Genomic DNA, 13,992 nt, shown 5'->3' on the forward strand with positions numbered 1-13,992 from the left:
CCTACTCGAAGTAACATACTCGCGGTATGTCGAGTACTCAAGGCGCGGCGATGCCGAAGGGGTTGTCGATCACGTAGCGCCAGAGCCCGTCCTCGCCACGCTTCGCGACATCGGTCGCCGTCGCGGCGAGGTGCCCTTCGATGCTCCAGTCGACGATCAGCAAGACCAGGTCACCGGCGACGTGCACCTGGCGCGGCGTCACCCGGATCGGCCGCCCGAGCGCGAGGATCCCACCGTTCGCGGCCCGCCGTTCCGCGCCGCTCACCCGCACACCGTCCCGGCGGACGAACACGGCGTCCGGTTCGTAGACCGTGTCGAGGATTTCGGCGGATCCGGTGTTGAAGGCGGCCTGGAAGACGAAGGGATGTTCAGCCGGGTCGGTGGTCAAAGGCACACTGGGGGAATGCGTCATGCGGACAGCGAAACCGACCGCGAAGCAGGTCACCAAACGGAAACCTTCGACGGCGAACTCGTCCCGGACGCCCGCGGCCGCACCCGGCGGCCTGAGCCGGACTGCCCGGTCGAGGTCGCGCTCGCCGCGATCTCGGGTCGTTGGACGACGCTGGTGCTGCGGGAAATGATGGGCGGGCCTCGGTCGTTCAGCGACCTACGCGCGGCGTTGCCCGACCTGTCCGCGAAGGTGCTGACGGAACGCCTCGGCGACCTGACCGCGCGACGCCTCGCCGTGCGCGAAGAGCTGCCCGGCTTCCCGAGCCGGACCAGCTACCGGCTCACCCCGGCGGGACTGGAGCTGCGGCCGCTGCTGATCGAGCTGTACCGCTCGGGTTCGGCCCTACTGGCCCAGTAGACGAGGCGCGACCGGCTCCACCCGAGCCCGCACCTTCACTTCTTCGGCCATCGCCCGCGCCCAAGCCTGCAATCCCGGGATGTCGATCCCGTGTGGCCCGGCCTCGCGGAACGGCTCGATGTTGTCCGCGCCACGCTCCAGCAGCGAAGCCGCGCCGTTGCCGTTGCCCCTGGCCGCGTGGGTCAGGCCGACGGCGAGCTGCGCGAGGCCGCGCCACAGCTCACGCTCCGGGCCGTCGGTGGATTTCCACGCGTCCTCGAACACCTCGTGCGCGTGGAACGGACGGCCCGCGTCGAGCAGGCGCTGAGCCTCGGAAATGGTGTCCTCGGGGCTGCGTTCGATGCCCTCGGGCTGCCGTTCGACACCGTCGGCGCCGTACGGGAGCGGCCTGCCGAGACCGTCTCGCGGGCGCGCGTTGCGGGCTCGTCCGGCTTCGTCACGGTCCCGGTCCGTCATGCCGCCATTGTCCCACGCGGGTATCCTGGGGCCTCGTGCGCTTTCTCGACGGGCATCGGCCCGCTCACGACCTGACCTACGACGACGTGTTCCTCCTGCCGAACCGGTCGGACGTGGAGTCCCGCTTCGACGTCGATCTGTCCACTGTGGACGGCACCGGCGCGACGATCCCGATCGTGGTCGCCAACATGACCGCCGTCGCGGGCCGCCGGATGGCCGAAACGGTCGCCAGGCGCGGCGGGCTCGTCGTCCTGCCGCAGGACGTCGACGTGGCCGCGGTCGCCGACATCGTCACCTGGGTCAAGAGCCGTCACACCGTGTGGGACACCCCGCTCGTGCTGACCGGCGGCGACGCGGTGGCCGACGCGCTGAACCTGGTCGGCAAACGGGCCCACGGCGCCGTCGTCGTGGTGGACGAGGACGGCAAGCCCGTCGGCGTCGTCGACGAAGCGGCCTGCGCCGGCGTAGACCGCTTCGCGCGACTGGCCGACGTCGCGGAGCCCGCGGTCGTCACGGTCCCGCTGGACACTCCGCCCCGCGAGGTGTTCGAGCGGCTGCACGACCACGGTGGCCGCCTCGCCCTCGGCATCGACGAGAACGGCAGGCTCGCGGGCGTCCTGACCGAGATCGCGGCACTGCGCGCGGAGATCTACACCCCGGCCGTCGACGACGGCGGCAACCTGCGGGTCGCCGCCGCGATCGGCGTGAACGGCGACGTCGCGGCGAAGGCCGAGGCCGTCCTCGCGGCGGGCGTCGACGTGCTCGTGGTCGACACCGCGCACGGCCACCAGGAGAAGATGATCTCCGCGCTCAAGGCCGTCCGGTCGGTGAATCCCCAGGTGCCGGTGGTCGCCGGGAACGTGGTCACCGCGGAGGGCACACGCGACCTGATCCACGCGGGAGCGGACGTCGTCAAGGTCGGCGTCGGCCCCGGCGCCATGTGCACGACCCGGATGATGACCGGCGTCGGGCGCCCGCAGTTCTCCGCCGTCGCCGAATGCGCGGCCGCGGCGCGTGAACTGGGCAAGCACGTCTGGGCGGACGGCGGCGTGCGGCATCCGCGCGACGTCGCGCTCGCGCTGGCCGCCGGGGCGTCCGCGGCGATGGTCGGCTCGTGGTTCGCCGGCACCCACGAATCCCCGGGCGACCTGCGCTACGACGAGCAGGGCAAGCCGTACAAGGAATCGTTCGGCATGGCGTCGAAACGCGCCGTCGGCGCCCGCACGCGTACGGACAACGTCTTCGAACGCGCCAAGAAGGGCCTGTTCGAAGAGGGCATTTCGGCGTCGCGGATGGCCTTGGACCCGGCTCGCCCCGGCGTCGAGGACCTGCTCGACTCGATCGGCTCCGGTGTCCGTTCGGCCTGCACGTACGCGGGTGCCCGGACACTGGAGGAGTTCCACGAGCGCGCGCTGCTCGGGATCCAGTCCGCCGCCGGTTTCGCGGAAGGACGTCCGCTGCCGTCGGGCTGGTGATTCAGCGCACCCGAAGCACTAAGGTGCACCGGGTGAGACGCCTGAGACGGATCGTGGCGGCGGCGAAGGACGACCGCCGCCACGCGGAAAACGGGGAAATCGCCGAGCTGCGGACCGCGCTCGCGGAGCAGGCGGCGGAGATCGAGCGCTTGCGCGCCACGCTGGAGCATCGCACCGCCTGGCTCGAAGACCACGGCAAAGCCCTGCGGGACGGCGACGCGCGCATCTCCACCGTCGAGGACCGGCAAGCCGCCCTCGACGCGCGACAGGAAGCGCTCGACGGCTGGCTCGGCGGCCACGACACCGCGTTCGAAGGCCTGCACCTCCGCACCGAAAACCTCGAAGCCGCGCGTGACGTCCGCACGTTCACGCACTGGATCGATCAGCACGAACTCCTTGCCGCACCGAAGATCTCGATCGTCCTGCCCACGCACGACCGGGCCGCGCTGCTGCCGCGCGCCGTCGCTTCGGTGCTGGCGCAGCGTTACGAGAACTGGGAACTGGTGATCGTCGACGACGCCAGTTCGGATTCCACGCCGAAGGTGATCGCCGGTTTCGAGGATCCGCGGATCCGTTCGATCCGGGTCGAGCACGGCGGTGTCTGCGCCGCCCGCAACGCCGGGCTGGCCGAGGTCACCGGCGACGTGGTCGCCTACCTCGACGACGACAACACCATGCATCCCTTGTGGCTCAAGGCTTTGGGCTGGGCGTTCGGCGGACATCCGGAGATCACGGCGGCCTACGGCGGTTTCGTCATCGACGACATCGGCGGGCTGCCGACGTTGTTCCTGCGCCGCTACGACCGGGAAACCCTGGAGCGGGAGAATCTCGCCGACATCGGCGCCGTCGCGCACCGAGCCGGTCTTCGGGAGGCCCGGTTCGACGAATCGCTGGTCGAGATGGGCGACTGGGATCTGCTCCTGGCGCTGACCGCGGACCGCGCGCCGCTGGTCGTCCCGGCGATCTCCTGCTTTTACACGACGACTTCCGGGGACCGGCTTTCCCACGGGCCGACCTACGACGACGATTTCGCCGCCATCCGCCGCAAGCATTCAGGACCGGAGCACCGAGTATGACCGAGCCCGCCAAGATCCTCGTGGTCGCACTCGACGCGTGCGACCCCACCACGATCCGCGAACTCGCCGCCGCGGGCGAGGTGCCGACGTTGGCACGCCTGCTCGAAACCAGCGCTTCGGCGACCACGCACAATCCCTACGGTCTGTTCGTCGGCTCGTTGTGGAGCAGTTTCTTCACCGCGCGCACCGCCGCGCGGACCGGGTTCCACTGCTGGGAAGAGGTCGACACCAAAACCTACGAACGGCGGCTGACCAGCCCGCTGGAGATCCGGGGCACCCCGTTCTGGGAGACGCTTTCCGATGCGGGCAAACGGGTCGCCGTGCTCGACGTCCCGCATTCCCGTGCGGACAAACCGATCAACGGCGCCATGGTGAGCGAATACGCCTGCCACGACCGGCATTTCGGCTTCCACACCTCGCCACCGGAATTGGCGAAGGAGATCGAGGCCGAGTTCGGGCTCACTCCCATCCTCACCGCCGAGCCCGATCTGGTCCGCGACTGGGCGCCGGACGACTACCTCCACCGCGAGGGACCGCACCGCACGCCGGACGAGGAACGCGCGCTGACCCACGGCCTCGTCGCCGGGATCGGGCAGAAGACCCAGGTGTCGACGAAACTGCTCGCCGAGGGCGATTGGGACCTTTTCCTTTCGGTGTACGGGGAATCCCACAGCATCGGCCATCAGCAGTGGCATCTGCACGACCCGGGCCACCGCGACCACGACGTCGCGCTCGCCGCGGAACTGGATCCGATCCGCGCGGTCTACCGCGGCCTCGACGAGGCGATCGGCGAGCATCTCGCGCTGGCCGGACCGGACACCACGGTCTTCGTGCTGCTGAGCCACGGCATGGGATCACGGTACGAGGGAAGCCATCTGCTGCACGAAATCCTGCGGCTCCTCGACACGGTGGAGACCGAAGGACTGCGGGGCGGCGGTGCGATGACGACGGCCAAGCGCGCCTACTCCGCACTCCCCCGTCCTTTGCGGACGAAGCTCGCTTCGGCCGCGATGCCCTTGCTGCGCAAGCGTCTCGCTTCTTCCCCGCTGCCCGCGGTGCCGAACTGGGCGACCGCCGAACAGCGGTCGAAGCAGCGGTTCTATCTGTCTCCCAACAACTTCGTCTTCGGCGGGGTGCGGATCAACCTGGCCGGCCGCGAACCGCACGGCGTCGTCCGGCCCGGTGCCGAATACGAAGCCGTGTGCGAGAGACTGACCGAAGACCTGCTCTCGCTGGTGAACGTCGCGTCGGGGAAACCCGTCGTGCGCGAGGTTTCCCGCACGAGCGACCACTACGACCGGGAAGCCGACGACACGCTGCCGGATCTGCTGATCGACTGGGCCCGCACCGGGCCGATCGAGACCGTCTGGTCGCCCAAGACCGGCGTCGTCTACGGCCCGGACGAGCACTGGCGCACCGGGGACCACCGGCCGGACGGGCTGCTGCTCGCCAGCGGTCCCGGTTTCGAGCCGGGCGCGAAACTGCCGGATCTGGACGTCGTCGATCTGGGCTCGACCCTTTCGGCCATGCTCGGCGTGGAACTCACCGACGACGTGGACGGACGGCCGCTCCCCTGGGCGAAACCGGTGTCGTGAGTGTCATGAAAGGGTCGTTCAGGACAGAAAACGTCCTGAACGACCCTTTCATGACATGTGCCTAGCCGTGGTCCTCCAGCATCTCGGTGACGAGCGCCGCGATCGGCGAACGCTCGGAACGGGTCAATGTGACATGCGCGAACAGCGGATGCCCCTTGAGTTTCTCGATCACCGCGGAAACGCCGTCGTGCCGCCCGACCCGCAGGTTGTCGCGCTGCGCGACGTCATGCGTGAGCACGACCCGCGAGGCCGTGCCCAGCCGCGAAAGCACGGTCAGGAGCACGTTGCGCTCCAAGGACTGCGCCTCGTCGACGATGACGAACGTGTCGTGCAGCGACCGGCCGCGGATATGGGTCAGCGGGAGCACCTCGAGCATGCCGCGGTCGAAGACCTCGTCGAGGACGTCCTGGCTGACCAGCCCGCCGAGGGTGTCGAACACCGCCTGCGCCCACGGCTGCATCTTCTCGCTCTCGGAACCGGGCAGGTAGCCCAGTTCCTGGCCGCCGACCGCGTAGACCGGCCGGAACACGACCACCTTGCGGTGCTGGCGGCGTTCCATCACCGACTCCAGCCCCGCGCAGAGCGCGAGCGCCGACTTACCCGTCCCGGCCCGTCCGCCCAGCGAGACGATGCCGACGTCGGAGTCCAGCAAAAGATCCAGCGCCACCCGCTGTTCGGCCGAGCGGCCGTGCAGCCCGAACGCCTCCTTGTCGCCGCGCACGAGCCGGATCCGCTTGTCCGCGGTGACCCGGCCCAACGCGCTCGAACTGCCCGCGAGCAGCCTCAACCCGGTGTGACAGGGCAGTTCACCGACCTCGGGCATCCCGAATTCCGCCGGATCCACCGAAGAGCCGCTGAACAGCGCGTCGACGAGGGTCTGCGGAACGTCCACGTCCGCCATCCCCGTCCAGCCCGAGGGCGTCACCTCCTGCGCGCGGTACTCGTCGGCTTCGAGGCCGACGGCTCCCGCCTTGACGCGCAGGGGGATGTCCTTGGTCACCAGCGTGACCGACGCGCGTTCCGCCGCCAGATTGAGCGCACAGGCGAGGATGCGGTGGTCGTTGGAGTCGGTGCGGAAGCCGACCGGGAGCACCGTGGGATCGGAGTGGTTCAACTCCACCTGCAGGGTGCCGCCGTGCTCACCGATCGGGATCGGCGCGTCGAGCCTGCCGTGCTGACGACGCAGGTCGTCGAGCATGCGAAGCGCTTCGCGCGCGAACCACCCCAGTTCGGGATGGTGACGTTTCGCCTCCAGTTCACTGATGACGACCAGCGGGAGCACGACCGCGTGTTCGGCGAAACGGGTCACCGACCAGGGGTCAGAGAGCAGGACCGACGTGTCGAGCACGTAAGTGGACCGCTGGGATTCGGGCGAGATCGAGGCTTTCTCCGGGCCAGAGGCACCGGTCGAAGAACGGCCAGAGGCCTTGCGGGGTGAACGCTGCGCAGTCACGACGGCATCTCCCTCGTGGGCGTGGCACCACGCCCGCACTCGCTGGGCCGGGCACCTCCCTGGCTAACCGCTCCTTCCGACGTCTTCCGACGTCAGTCGGCACGGCCGCGAGGGCCGGGTGCCGGCCCCCTCGTGCATCCACTGGGCGGCTGTGCCGCCCTGTCGACAACCGCCACGACCAGGGCCTCCCGCGAGAGTCCGCATGGGACGCGAACCCTCACTTCCGGAAGGTACCTGCGTCCGGCCGATCGCGCAGGCAGCCACCACGGTGATTCGCCAAACCGTCATCTCACTGTCGGTCGCGTGACATCAACGCCTGGTCACCATCACAGTCCGTAGTGATGATCTCCATTCAGGGACGCTCGTCGATGCGACCCGGATGGATTAACGCGACGCAGGGCGTTCACCTGATGGGATCGAGGGTTCTACCACGCTTGGTAGCCGGTCGCATTTTGTGCCCGAGACAGAGAACCGGACCGAGTGAAACGCGCCTTTTCGGGCTCACACAATGGGCTTACGCAACGGTCACAACTCCTGAATAGCGAGTAATTTTCTCACTGCGGGACACCCCCACCGGATTTCGGTGCCCCCGATCCCTGAATATCTCTACCAAGGAGTGTGCGAAGTGCTGAAGAAGGCTGGTTTCGTTTCCGCCGTCGCCGCGGGCATCATGATGGTCGGCGGGACCGCGTTCGCCGCCACTGGTGACACCTCCGGCACCCCGGACCCCACGTTCGGCGACGCCTACAACACGTTCATCGAGGGCGGCGGCGCGCTGGGCTACGGTGCCGCTTCGCTGGTCGCCGGTGCCTACACGGGCGTCGCGCTCACCCCGGCGCTGATCGCCCACTCGCTGGAGCACCACCACCACTGATCTTCAGTGACGACGTCGAAGGCCCCGGAGTGCACGCCGGGGCCTTCGTCATGTCACCGGTCAGGAACCGAAGCGCCGATGCCGCCACGCGTAATCGCGCATCGCGCGGAGAAAATCGACGCGGCGGAATGCGGGCCAATAAGCTTCGGTGAACCAGAATTCGGAATGCGCCGATTGCCAGAGCAGGAATCCGGAAAGCCGCTGCTCACCCGAGGTGCGGATAATCAGATCCGGATCGGGCTGGCCCGAGGTGTACATGTGTTCGGAAATATGGTCGACGTCCAGGATCTTCGCGAGTTCGCGGATCGAGGTGCCCTCGTCGGCGTGCTGGAGCAGGAGTTTGCGGACCGCGTCGGCGATCTCCTGACGTCCTCCGTAACCGACCGCGACGTTGACCTCCATCCCGGAGCGCCCTTCAGTACGCTCCGCGGCCGCACTGAGGGCCTTCGCGACCTCGGGCGGCAGTAAGTCAAGGGCTCCCACGATGCGGAGCCGCCAGGGCGTGTGCGGCGCGGCGAGTTCGTCGGTGACGTCGGTGATGATCTTCAGCAGCGGGCTGAGTTCCTCGGCCGCGCGCCCGAGGTTGTCCGTCGAAAGCAGCCACATGGTGACGACCTCGACGTCGGCCTCGTTGCACCAGCTCAGGAAGTCGGCGATCTTCTTGGCGCCGGCCCGGTGGCCGTCGGCGACGTCCGTGAAGCCCGCTTCGCGCGCCCAGCGGCGGTTGCCGTCCAGCATGATGGCGATGTGGCGTGGATGGCGCCCCTTGGCCTGCTGGATCAGGCGCCTGCCGTAGGCGCTGTACACGACGTCTGACAAGAAGGACCGAAGACTCACGCCAGTGGAGACTAGTCACCCCGCGGGCCCCAGTGGGACGCGCCACGGAGACTGGCGAAAAACCTACGGTGCCGTAACCTGAGTGAGTGAGCGTAGCGACCGAACCCCAGCCGTCCGGCCCCGCGCCCGTGGTGGACACGCGTCCTCGATTGCGTGGGCACATCCATTTCTGGTCCTTCTTCGGCGCCGTCGCCGGAGCCGCGACCCTCATCAGCCTCGCGGCGTCCACTGTGTCTGGTATAGCCGCTTTGTCCACTTCGGTCTACGGCCTGACCGTCCTCGGCGTCTTCGGCGTCAGCGCGCTGTACCACCGTCGCTTGTGGAGCCCACGAGCATACGAATGGATGAAGCGCGCCGACCATTCGATGATCTTCCTGTTCATCGCCGGCACCTACACGCCGTTCACCCTTCTGGCCATGTCCCAGCCGACCGGGTACATCGTGCTCGCGATCGTGTGGGGTGGCGCGATCGGCGGCGTCACCCTGAAGATGCTGTGGCCGAACGCGCCACGGTGGCTGGGCGTGCCGATCTACATCGCGCTGGGCTGGGTCGCCGTCTTCGTCCTGCCCGAACTGGCCACGCACGCCGGCGTCGCGGCGCTCGTGCTGCTCTGCGTCGGCGGGCTGTTCTACACGCTGGGCGCGGTGTTCTACGCGGTGAAGTGGCCGAACCACTTCCCGGACACCTTCGGATACCACGAGTACTTCCACGCCTGCACGGTCCTCGCCGCGGTTTCGCACTACATCGCGATCTGGCTGGCCATGTACGCCTAGCCTCGCGTGCCCGAACACGTAACTCGCGTGATTGAGCCCGGAACTCGCGTGATTGGAGACGGAACTCCGTGTTCCGCCTTCGAACACGCGAGTTACGTCTCCAATCACGCGAGTGCCGTGATCCCGTGACCAGGACGGACACAAGCGTGTTCCCTCTGGCACAAGAAAGTGCCTTCTTCCGGCGCCTCGGCCGAGGAGCCATGATCACCGCATGGCCAAGAACGCACCTCCCCGCCGCCTCGACGACGCGGCCCTCAGTGACTTCCTCGCCGCACACACCTTCGGCGCCCTCGCGACCGTCAAACGTGACGGCCGCCCGCATCTCTCCACCGTCGTCTACACGTGGGACCCGGAGACACGCGAGATCCGGATCAGCACGACCGAAGACCGCCTGAAGGTCAAGCAGCTGCGCAACAATCCGACCGCCTCCCTCTACGTCTCCAGCGCCGACCACTGGAGTTTCGCCGTCGTGGAAGGGAAGGCGGAACTCTCCGAAGTCACGCCAACACCCGAAGGCGAGCGAAGGCTCTACATCACCCTCAAAACCGACAAACTCTATGGAACGGCCCTCGACATCGCTTAACGTACGCACCTGGGAAAGGCCAGGTGAGGAGACGTCCGATGTGGGAAAAGCGGATGGAGTGGCCGCTCAACGCCGCCGCCGTACTGTTCCTGGCCGCGTACGCCTGGCCGATCCTCCAGCCCTCGCTCGGGCACACCGGGCGGGTCTGGTGCGAGGTCGTCACCTGGCTCGCGTGGGCGGTCTTCGCCCTCGACTACGGCGTCCGCCTCAAACACGCCGAGGACAAACGGGTCTTCCTGAAGAACAACGTCTTCGACCTGCTGATCATCGTGCTCCCGCTGATCCGGCAGCTGCGCCTGCTCCGGCTGGTCACGGTGCTCAACGTCCTCAACCGCAACGCCGGCCTGTCGCTGCGCGGCCGGGTAGTGGTCTACACGGTGGGCGCGACGGCGCTCATCGTGTTCTGTTCGGCGCTCGCCGTGCTCGACGCCGAACGCGCCGCGCCGGACGCGCCGATCACCGACTTCCCGGACGCGGTGTGGTGGTCGATCACGACGATCACCACGGTCGGCTACGGCGACCGCTATCCCGTCAGCGGCACCGGCCGGATCGTCGCGGTCGGGCTCATGGTGGCCGGGATCGCCCTGCTCGGTGTGGTCACCGCGACGCTCGCGTCGTGGCTGATCCGCCGGGTGACCGAGGCCGACGAGAACGCGCAGGCCGTGACCCGCGAGCATCTCGACGAGCTGACCCGCGAGGTCAAGGCGTTGCGGGCCGAGCTCGCCGAGCAGCGCGCCCAGGTCAGTCCCGCAGCATCGGAGCCGCTAGGTACGGCTCGGGGATAGCGAAGGCGTCAACGAGGGTCCGCGCGTGCGGGCGCAGGTCAGCGCACAGCGCGTTCACCGCGGCGGTGACGGCCTTCGAGCGTCCGGAGGTCAGGCGTCCGTGTTCGAGGAACCAGCCGCGATCCGCCTCGATGTTCGCGAGCGCGTAGAGGTCGCAGACCCGTTCCAACAGCTCACGGGCCTCCCCGTCGGCACAACGTTCGATGGCGTCGACGAACGCTTCCAGCACCACCCGGTCGACGTGCGCTCGGCCCGCGCGCAGCACGTGGTCCTGCGCGTCGTTGAAAACACCGAAGGGATCTGAGCCCGCCTTACGCAGACGCTGCGCGACGCCGGCAAGCACATGCTCTTCGCGGTCTTCGAACAACTTCAGGTGCCACTCGCGGGAGTAGAGGACGTCGCCGTCGTCGGCTTCGGTGAGCCGCTCGACGACCTTGCGCGCGGACGTCCGCTCGATCACGGCCTCGACGAGCTGCTCCGCCACGAACCTCGCGGTCGCGAGCGGGCTGAGATCCTCGAAGTGATCCTTGTAGCTGGTCAGCAAACCCTTCGCGACCAGCTGCAGCAGCACGGTGTTGTCACCCTCGAAGGTGGTGAAGACGTCCGTGTCGGCCTTCAGCCCGGCGAGCAGGTTCTCCGAGAGATAACCGGAGCCGCCGCATGCCTCCCGGGCCGCCTGGATGGTCGCCGTCGCGTGCCAGGTCGAGACGGCCTTGATGCCGGCGGCGCGCGATTCCAGCTCTCGCTGCTCCTCTTCCGGCGCGTCCTCGGCGATGTCGTGCAGCTTCGAGACGAGCCCTTCCTGCGCGAAGTGCAGCGCATACGACGTCGCCAGCGCGGGCAGCAGTTTCCGCTGGTGGGCGCGGTAGTCGAGGATCACGACCTCTTCGCCGTCGGGCCGCGCGAACTGCCGCCGCTGCTCGCCGTAGCGGATGGCCAGCGCCAGCGCGCGTTTCGTCGCGCTGCCGGCGCTGCCCGCGACGCTGACCCGGCCGCGGATGAGCGTGCCGAGCATCGTGAAGAACCGGCGTCCGTCGCTTTCGATCGGGCTCGTGTACGTCCCGTCCTCGGCGACGTCACCGAAGCGGTTGAGCAGCGCTTCGCGCGGGATCCGGACTTGGTCGAACGTGAGCCGTCCGTTGTCGACGCCGTTGAGGCCCGCCTTGCGGCCGCAGTCCTCGATCACGACGCCGCGCGCCTTCTCACCGCGGATCGGCACCAGGAACGCGTGCACCCCGCGGGACTCGCCACCGGTGATCAGCTGCGCGAACACCACCGCGAGTTCGCCGTCGCGGGCGGCGTTGCCGATGTACTCCTTCATCGCGCCCCGGTCCGGCGTGTGCACGACGAATTCGCGCGTCGCCGGGTCGTAGGTCGCGGTGGTGCGCAGATGCTGGACGTCCGAGCCGTGGCCGTGCTCGGTCATCGCGAAACAACCCAGCAGCTCCAGATCCTTGATGTCGCGCAGATACCGCTCGTGGTGGCGTTCGGTGCCGAGCAGCTGCACGGCACCACCGAACAGACCCCATTGGACACCTGCCTTCACCATCAGCGAGAGATCGCCGAAGCCCAGCATCTCGAACGACGTCAACGCGCCGCCGACGTCTCCGCCACCGCCGTACGCCGGGTCGAAACCGAGCCCCGGCCGGTCGGTGCGGGCGAGCAGCCGCAGCCATTCGAGCACCTGGGCGCGATGCGTTTCGGTGTCGACGTCGACAGGGTCTTCGAAGACCTCCGCGGCCATCTGCGCGCGCACCGCGCGGCGGAGCCCGGCCCACCGTCCATCGAGGACGGTGGTCAGCACGTCCGGGTCGATCTTCGCGGGAAGTCCTGGTGTGTCCACGATTCCTCCGATGCGGTGCGGTCTGCGTTCAGCCTGCCGCACCGCATCGGGAAGCGCAGGACGAATCAGACCGGTTCCCCGTTGATCGTCGTGTTCTCGAACCGCAGGTCGTCGACGTGTTTCAGGGTGTTCTCCGTGTTCGCGACGCCGTCGAAGCGGCAATCGCTCACCCGCAGCCCCCGAACGTGTGAGTTGGGCAACCCTCGGACGTTGAACGCCGCTTGCCCGCATTTCGTACCGGTCGAACGGCTGAGGGTGAACGGCCCGAACCGGGGCACATGCTCGCCCGTCTGTCCGTTGTAGTCCGGCAGCACGTACACCACCGAACGGACGAACGTGCCGGAAACGCTGTCGAGATTGACGTTCTCGGTGAATCCGCCCCGCAAGGTGTTCGACTTGACGTACAGCCCGTACTTCGTCTCGCCGGTGACGGTGAGCCTGTGCGCGTAGACGTTCCGGATACCGCCGGTCTGTTCGCTGCCGCAGGTGATCGCGCCCCAGTTGCCGTCCATCACGCAGTTCGCGACGACGATGTTCTGGCACGGCACGCCGACCCTGCGGCCGTCGGCGTCCCGGCCCGATTTCAGCGCGATGTTGTCGTCGTGCGCGCCCAGGTGGGAGTTCACGATCACGACGTGGTCGCAGGACTCCGGATCGCAGGCGTCGGTGTTGGAATGCGCGGTGCTCGCGTCCGTGCGGACGCCGTCGATCGTGACGTTCCGGCAGAGCGTCGGATGCAGCTGCCAGAACATCGGGTTCTTCAGCGTGATTCCTTCGATGAGCACGGTGTCGCACGAGTACGGCTCGACGAACGTGGAGCGCATGGCGTGCCCGGAGCCGGGCACGATCCGCCGCTCCGGCGGGATTCCCTTGGCCACCAACGATTCCAGGTACTCGCGGTCCTTGCCCTTGTTCCAGGACGCCGTGCCCGCCGCGTCGAGGGTGCCCTTCCCGGTCACGGCGATGTTGGATTCCTTATACGCGTAGATCATCGGCGACCGGTTCACGCACTCGATGCCTTCGTAGCGGGTGAGCACGTTCGGGAACTTCGAGGCGTCGGAACCGAAAGCGAGTACGGCACCCGCCGCGAGATGCAGGTCCACGTTGCTCTTGAGGTACACCGCACCGGTGACGAAGGTGCCCTTCGGCACGACGACGCGTCCGCCGCCGCGCGCGTTGGCCGTCTCGATCGCCTTCCTGATCGCCGCGGTGTTGTCGGTCTTCCCGTCACCCTTGGCGCCGAAGTCGAGCACCGAGAACGTCCGGTCCGGGAAGACCGGACGTTTCGTCCGCGCGACGATGTCTTCGGCGGCGGGCCAGGGAAGGGCCGGGGCCGCCGAGGCGGTGGGCGCGAGCAGTGGGCTCGCGGCCACCGCGAGACCGCCCTTGATGAGCCAACGCCGGGAGAATCTGCCGTCCATGACGCCTTCTTTC

At 68.1% G+C, this 13,992-nt stretch carries 14 protein-coding genes; 8 read left to right on the forward strand and 6 right to left on the reverse strand.

Annotated elements, in window-relative coordinates; translation table 11 throughout:
• Positions 1 to 37: 37 nt before the first annotated feature.
• The gene (locus AB8M46_RS05420; protein ID WP_394359699.1) at positions 38 to 412 is read right to left on the reverse strand and encodes a YybH family protein; all 375 of its coding nucleotides are present in this window, start codon (positions 410 to 412) and stop codon (positions 38 to 40) included.
• On the opposite strand from AB8M46_RS05420, the gene AB8M46_RS05425 reads away from it, so the two are divergent.
• Positions 404 to 808, forward strand: coding sequence for a winged helix-turn-helix transcriptional regulator (locus AB8M46_RS05425; protein WP_394359700.1), 405 nt, complete (start codon positions 404 to 406; stop codon positions 806 to 808). The genes AB8M46_RS05420 and AB8M46_RS05425 overlap by 9 nt on opposite strands.
• Here AB8M46_RS05425 and AB8M46_RS05430 read toward each other — a convergent pair.
• Entirely contained in the window at positions 794 to 1,264 is a 471-nt protein-coding gene (locus AB8M46_RS05430) for a DUF309 domain-containing protein (RefSeq protein WP_037340862.1), read from the reverse strand. The two genes, AB8M46_RS05425 and AB8M46_RS05430, sit on opposite strands and share 15 nt — an antisense overlap.
• Positions 1,265 to 1,299: 35 nt before the next feature.
• Here AB8M46_RS05430 and AB8M46_RS05435 point away from each other — a divergent pair, with 35 nt between their 5' ends.
• Genes AB8M46_RS05435 through AB8M46_RS05445 form a run of 3 tightly spaced genes read left to right on the forward strand, consistent with a single transcriptional unit; the run spans position 1,300 to position 5,410 of the window.
• A complete protein-coding gene (locus tag AB8M46_RS05435; RefSeq protein ID WP_037340859.1) occupies positions 1,300 to 2,739 on the forward strand; it encodes a GuaB1 family IMP dehydrogenase-related protein in 1,440 nt (479 codons plus the stop codon).
• A gap of 32 nt (positions 2,740 to 2,771) precedes the next feature.
• Complete coding sequence (locus AB8M46_RS05440) at positions 2,772 to 3,815, forward strand: glycosyltransferase (protein ID WP_394359701.1); 1,044 nt, start codon at positions 2,772 to 2,774, stop codon at positions 3,813 to 3,815.
• Positions 3,812 to 5,410, forward strand: a complete 1,599-nt coding sequence (locus AB8M46_RS05445) for an alkaline phosphatase family protein (protein ID WP_394359702.1) — start codon at positions 3,812 to 3,814, stop codon at positions 5,408 to 5,410. Before AB8M46_RS05440 ends, AB8M46_RS05445 begins: the two co-directional genes overlap by 4 nt.
• 61 nt (positions 5,411 to 5,471) lie before the next feature.
• Here the strand turns inward: AB8M46_RS05445 and AB8M46_RS05450 are convergent, their stop codons facing one another.
• Complete coding sequence (locus tag AB8M46_RS05450; protein ID WP_016337181.1) at positions 5,472 to 6,758, reverse strand: PhoH family protein; 1,287 nt, start codon at positions 6,756 to 6,758, stop codon at positions 5,472 to 5,474.
• A gap of 730 nt (positions 6,759 to 7,488) precedes the next feature.
• Between AB8M46_RS05450 and AB8M46_RS05455 the strand changes: the two genes are divergently transcribed.
• Positions 7,489 to 7,737 (forward strand): hypothetical protein, encoded by a 249-nt coding sequence (locus tag AB8M46_RS05455; protein WP_037340855.1) that lies wholly within the window; start codon positions 7,489 to 7,491, stop codon positions 7,735 to 7,737.
• Between the two features lie 60 nt (positions 7,738 to 7,797).
• Here AB8M46_RS05455 and AB8M46_RS05460 read toward each other — a convergent pair whose 3' ends face one another.
• On the reverse strand, positions 7,798 to 8,574 hold the full coding sequence (locus AB8M46_RS05460) for an isoprenyl transferase (RefSeq protein ID WP_037306485.1): 777 nt from the start codon (positions 8,572 to 8,574) through the stop codon (positions 7,798 to 7,800).
• A gap of 86 nt (positions 8,575 to 8,660) precedes the next feature.
• On the opposite strand from AB8M46_RS05460, the gene AB8M46_RS05465 reads away from it, so the two are divergent.
• From AB8M46_RS05465 to AB8M46_RS05475, 3 genes are all read left to right on the forward strand, one after another.
• Entirely contained in the window at positions 8,661 to 9,347 is a 687-nt protein-coding gene (locus AB8M46_RS05465; RefSeq protein WP_369797418.1) for a hemolysin III family protein, read from the forward strand.
• A gap of 211 nt (positions 9,348 to 9,558) precedes the next feature.
• Complete coding sequence (locus AB8M46_RS05470; RefSeq protein WP_394359703.1) at positions 9,559 to 9,930, forward strand: pyridoxamine 5'-phosphate oxidase family protein; 372 nt, start codon at positions 9,559 to 9,561, stop codon at positions 9,928 to 9,930.
• A gap of 38 nt (positions 9,931 to 9,968) precedes the next feature.
• Entirely contained in the window at positions 9,969 to 10,715 is a 747-nt protein-coding gene (locus tag AB8M46_RS05475) for a potassium channel family protein (protein ID WP_125733571.1), read from the forward strand.
• Here AB8M46_RS05475 and AB8M46_RS05480 read toward each other — a convergent pair.
• A complete protein-coding gene (locus tag AB8M46_RS05480) occupies positions 10,672 to 12,558 on the reverse strand; it encodes an acyl-CoA dehydrogenase (protein WP_394359704.1) in 1,887 nt (628 codons plus the stop codon). The two genes, AB8M46_RS05475 and AB8M46_RS05480, sit on opposite strands and share 44 nt — an antisense overlap.
• A 65-nt stretch (positions 12,559 to 12,623) precedes the next feature.
• A complete protein-coding gene (locus AB8M46_RS05485; protein WP_394359705.1) occupies positions 12,624 to 13,979 on the reverse strand; it encodes a glycoside hydrolase family 28 protein in 1,356 nt (451 codons plus the stop codon).
• Positions 13,980 to 13,992: the final 13 nt, after the last annotated feature.

Origin of the sequence: Amycolatopsis sp. SB7-3, from assembly GCF_041021335.1 — a bacterium.
Classification (GTDB): Bacteria; Actinomycetota; Actinomycetes; order Mycobacteriales; family Pseudonocardiaceae; genus Amycolatopsis; species Amycolatopsis japonica.